The 4,714-nt window shown below is 73.8% G+C and carries 3 protein-coding genes and 2 pseudogenes; 2 read left to right on the top strand and 3 right to left on the bottom strand.

The window, feature by feature from the left end:
* Both AC1DXV_RS31505 and AC1DXV_RS31500 read right to left on the bottom strand, forming a co-directional pair.
* Positions 1-235, bottom strand: a pseudogene (locus AC1DXV_RS31505) (alpha/beta hydrolase); the annotation flags it as partial.
* A 188-nt stretch (positions 236-423) separates the two neighbouring features.
* Positions 424-1,026, bottom strand: coding sequence for a TetR/AcrR family transcriptional regulator (locus AC1DXV_RS31500; RefSeq protein ID WP_477867298.1), 603 nt, complete (start codon positions 1,024-1,026; stop codon positions 424-426).
* Positions 1,027-1,168: 142 nt separating this feature from the next.
* Between AC1DXV_RS31500 and AC1DXV_RS31495 the strand changes: the two genes are divergently transcribed.
* Positions 1,169-3,007 carry a sensor histidine kinase gene (locus tag AC1DXV_RS31495; protein ID WP_477867296.1) on the top strand — a complete coding sequence of 613 codons (1,839 nt, stop codon included), beginning with the start codon at positions 1,169-1,171 and terminating at the stop codon, positions 3,005-3,007.
* On the opposite strand, the gene AC1DXV_RS31490 is transcribed toward AC1DXV_RS31495, so the two are convergent.
* Positions 3,008-3,847 carry an AraC family transcriptional regulator gene (locus AC1DXV_RS31490; RefSeq protein ID WP_477867294.1) on the bottom strand — a complete coding sequence of 280 codons (840 nt, stop codon included), beginning with the start codon at positions 3,845-3,847 and terminating at the stop codon, positions 3,008-3,010.
* 27 nt (positions 3,848-3,874) lie between these two features.
* Here AC1DXV_RS31490 and AC1DXV_RS31485 point away from each other — a divergent pair.
* Positions 3,875-4,714 (top strand): annotated as a pseudogene (locus AC1DXV_RS31485) (hypothetical protein); the annotation flags it as partial.

Here is a 4,714-nt window from a genome sequence, read left to right as displayed (position 1 = left end):
GGCGGTAGACCGCGACCGTGCCCTGCTCGAACGGCCAGTGCGACAGCAGCCAGCCGGCCGGCACGGCGCGCCGCCGCGCCGTCAGCTTCAGCGGCAGCGGCGTGAAGAACAGCCGCAGCGCGAGCCGCGTGCCCAGCCCGGGCGCGATCGACTGCATGCCGCGCAGCGCGGCACCGATCCAGCGCGCGCTGCGGCTGGCGGCGTAGAAGGCGGTGGCGGGGTTGGGCGTGCTCATCAGAAGCAGCCGAAATCGGCATTGCTGTGCGGCACGGCAGCCACCACGCGCCACAACGACAACGCGCCGCGCAGCAGCGCAGCGACGACCAGGGCGGACACGACGATCATCAGCATGGCAATCTCCTTGATTTCGCACGCACGTGCGAAATGTGTGGACAGGGAACGGCGAAAGGGGCGGGCATGGCTTCAGGCCTGGAGGGAGCGGATGATCCGCTCGTAGGCCGACCAGCAGCGGTCGGCGGCGCGCGGCTCGCGCAGGAAACGGGCTTCGCGCATCAGCGCGACGAACAGGCCGTCCATCTCGAAGACGAGCTGGTCGGCGTCGGTGTCGGCGCGCAGGTGGCCGGCGTCGATGGCCTGGATCACGGTGCGCTTGAGCGCGCTGCGCCAGCGCATCACGTGGTCGAGCAGCAGGTCGCGCAGCGGGCCTTCGCGGTCGTCGAACTCGAAGGCGCCGGCGCAATAGAGGCAACCGGTGCGGATCTCGACATCGCGCGCCCGCTGCAGCCACAGCCGCATGATCGCGTTCAGCCGCGGCAGGCCGCGCGGCTCGCGCATCGCCGGCACGAAGACATCCTGCAGGAAGCGGCGGTCGTACTCGTCGATCACCGCGATCTGCAGCGCCTCGCGCGAGCCGACGCGCGAGAACACGCCGCTCTTCGACAGCCCCAGGCGCCGGGCGACCTCGCCGATCGTCAGGCTGTCGAGCCCGTCGGCGGCGGCCATGCCGAGCGCGGTGTCGAGGATGGCGGCGAGCGTGAGCCCGCTGCGTTCGGTCCGGGTTTCCATGCGGCGCAATTTAGCACGATCGTGCGAAGTGTCAAGCCGGCTGCCGCGCACCGCCGGTACCACCCATCGACAGGGGCTGCGGCGCCGTGGTACACCGCGAGACGGCACGCGACGGGGTGGCGCGCCGGGAGAGAGGGAGCCGATGGCGCAGTCGGATGACGGATCGCGATTTCGCTGGCTGGTGGTCGGCCTGTGGCTGGTCGTGGTCGCGCTGCTGGCGGGGCTGAGCGCCTTCAGTGCCGACACGCTGTCGGCGGCCCGCGCGTATGTCGGCGGCGAGAGCCACTGGTCGAAGGGCCAGAAGGACGCGATCTACCACCTGTACCGCTACAGCGAATCGCACGACGAGTTCGACTACCGGCGCCACCTGGCGGCGCTCGCGGTGTCGCAGGGCGACCGGCTCGCCCGGCTCGAGCTCGACAAGCCCGTGCCCGACATGGCCGTGGTGCGCCGCGGCCTGCTGCAAGGCAGCAACCATGCGGACGACGTCGATGCGATGGCCCGCCTCTACCGGCGCTTCCGCCATGTCGGCTTCATGGCCGACGCCATCCGGACCTGGGTGGAAGGCGATGCGCAGATGGACGAACTGAGTGCGCTCGGGCGCGACATGCATGCCCGCATCCTGGCCGGCGACACCGGCTCGCCGGAGCTGCGCTCGCTGGTGAGGCGGATCCCGCCGCTGAGCGAGCGACTGACCGAACTCGGGATGCGCTTCTCCGGCTCGCTCGGCGAGGCCTCGCGCATCACGCGCCAGCTGGTGACGGCGGCCACGCTCGGGCTCGGCGCCCTGCTGGCCACGGCCGGCGTGTGGCTGACGATGCGCATGCACCACGCGCAGCGCCGCACCGAACAGGCGCTGCGCGAGAGCAACGAGCGGCTCGCGACGGCCGCCGAGGGTGCGCACATCGGCGTGTTCGACTGGGATGTCGACCGCGATCGGGTGCAATTCGATGCCCGCGCGGCCGCCCATTTCGGGCTCGACGATGACCCGGGCCCGCGCGACGGCGCGCAACTGGCGTCCGACCGGGTGGATCCGGCCGACCTGCCCGAGCTGCGCGAGGCGCTCGCGCGGGCCGTGCAGGGCGACGAGCTGGTGGCGCTGCGCTTTCGCGTGCTGTCGCGCGATGGCCGGGTGCGCCACCTGGAGATGAATGCGCGCCGCCACCAGGTCGACGGCCGGCGTGTGGTGGGCCTGCTGTGGGACGTGAGCGACGACGTCGAGGCCGAGCAGCTGCGCCTCGGCAAGGAGGCGGCGGAGCGCGCGAACCTCGCCAAGACGCAGTTCCTGTCGCGCGTGAGCCATGAGCTGCGCACGCCGCTGAACGCGGTGCTGGGCTTCGCCCAGTTGCTGCAGACCGACGAAGGCGAGCCGCTGACGAACCGGCAGGCGGCGCGGCTGCAGCATGTGCTCGACAGCGGCCAGCACCTGCTGGAGTTGATCAACGACCTGCTGGACCTGACGAGCATCGAGGATGGCGCGCTCGCGCTGTCGAACCGCGACGTCCCGCTCGCGCCGGCGCTCGGCGCGAGCCTGCGCCAGGTGGAGCCGCTGGCCTTGTCGATGGGCGTGACGCTGGCGATCGAAGGGGCGCAGGCGCTGGCCGTGCACGCCGATCCGCGGCGGCTGGAGCAGGTGTTCGCGACGCTGCTGTCGAACGCGGTCCGGTACAACCACCCCGGCGGACGGGCCTGGGTGGTTTGCGCGGAGGACGGCGCACGCGTCGTGGTGACGGTGCACGACACCGGGGTTGGCATCGACGCCGGGAAGCTCGCGCAGCTCTACCAGCCCTTCAACCGGCTGGGGGCCGAGAACACGCCGGTGCCCGGCAGCGGGCTCGGCCTCGTGATCACGCGGCTGCTGCTGCAGCGCATGGGCGCGACGATGGCCATCGACAGCGAGGTGGGCCGCGGAACGCGGGTGCGCGTGAGCCTGCCGCTGGCGCGCGTGGCGCGGCAGGAGGCGGTGCTCGAAGGGCGCTGATCAGCCGCGGCGCTGAAGGCCCATCTGCTGCTGGTAGCGCGCCGGCGTGACGCCGTACATGCCGGCGAAGCGGCGCGTCAGGTGGGCCTGGTCGGTGAGCCCGTTGTCGGCCGCCACCAGCGCGGGCGCGAGGCCGGCGGCCAGTTGCCGCTTCGCGCGGAACAGCCGCAGCGCCATCAGCATCTGGTGCGGCGTGGCATGGTGCCGCGCCTTGAAGCAGCGCTGGAAATGGAACGGGCTGAGCCCGGCGGCCTGCGCCAGGTCGGCCAGCGTCAGCGGCTCGGCCAGGCGGTCGTGCATCAGCTCGATCGCGCGTTGCAGCGGCGCGTGGCCCTCGCCTGCGCGCTCGGGCGGGCCGCGGCGTGCATGCGGCTGCACCGCCTGCAGCAGGTCGAGCAGCGCGCCGTCGAAGGCGAGCGGTGCATCGGCCGCCCACAGCGCCTGCAGGGCCAGGCTCGCGCGCTGCGCACTTGCTTCATGCCGCAACACCGGCGCGGCGAACGACCAGTCGGCCTCGCCGGCCACCTCGCGCAGCAGCGCGGCATCGACATACGCCATGCGGTAGCGCCAGCCGTGCGCGGTCTCGGCGCGGCCGGTGTGCAGCACGTCGGGGTTCATCAGCACCAGCGATTGCGGCGGTGCCAGGTGCTCGCTGCCGCGGTAGCGGAAGCGCTCGACGCCGGCATCGATCACGCCGAAGCCGTAGGCCTCGTGCGTGTGCGGCTCGAACGCGTAGCGCACGATGTGCGCCCGGTACAGCTCGATGCCGCCGCGGTGCGCGGGCTGCTTGAACTGCGCTCGGTCGCTGGCGTGCTCGAATCGGGCGGGGACGGCTTCCACCGCACGATGATGGCATGCTCGGGGGCGATGAGTGCCTTGCCCGTCCTCCCGCTGCACCCGGCCGACAGCTTGCGCGTGTCGGACCAGGAGCGCGCGACGCTCGCGCAGTTCGTGACGCTGTCGATCGTGCTGCACGTGCTGGCGGTGATGTGGGTCGGCACGCAGACGGGACGCTCGGACGGCGGCGCTGCGCCGCGGGCCGATGCGTGGGGGCCGCTGCGGGTCACGCTGGCACCGCCGCCGGCGCCACGTGCTCCGACCGCGCCGCGGGCCGTGGTGAGCCCGCCGCCACCTCCGCGACCTTCACCGCCACCACCCCCGCGCGCGCAAGCCCCGGCACCCGCGCTGCCGCCGCCGGCGCCTCCTCCGGCACCGAAGGTCGAGCTGCGCACGATGCCCGCGCCGGTGCCGGCCGCCCCGCGCATCGAACGCCCCCAGCCCGCCGCACCGGTGCCCGAGCCCCGCGTGTCCGAGGCCGCCGCGGCCGCCTCCGCCGTGCGCGACGCCGCACCGGTGGCTGCGCGGCCACCCGTGATGGAGCCCGAACCGCCGGCGCCGCAGCCGCTTCCGCTGCCCTTGCCACCACCCCCTGTCGCGCCGCCGGTGGCGATGCCGGTTCCGGTGGAACCACCTCCGCCCGCACCGCCGCCGCCGGTCCCGCGCCCCGAGCCGGTCGAGGTGCCACCGCCCGTCCCGGTGCCGGCCCCGCCGCCGGCGCCGGTTCCAGCGCCCGTGCCAGCACCGGCTCCGGTACCCGCACCCGCACCCGCACCCGCACCGCTGCCCGAGCCCGTGCTCGCACCCCAGCCCGCGGCGCCGCCCGCCGCGCGGCGCGTCAGCCCCGGCACCGCGCTCGAGCCCGCCACC

The organism is Rhizobacter sp. P3_C12 (assembly GCF_056402735.1).
This window is presented reverse-complemented; position numbering and strand designations above follow the sequence as displayed.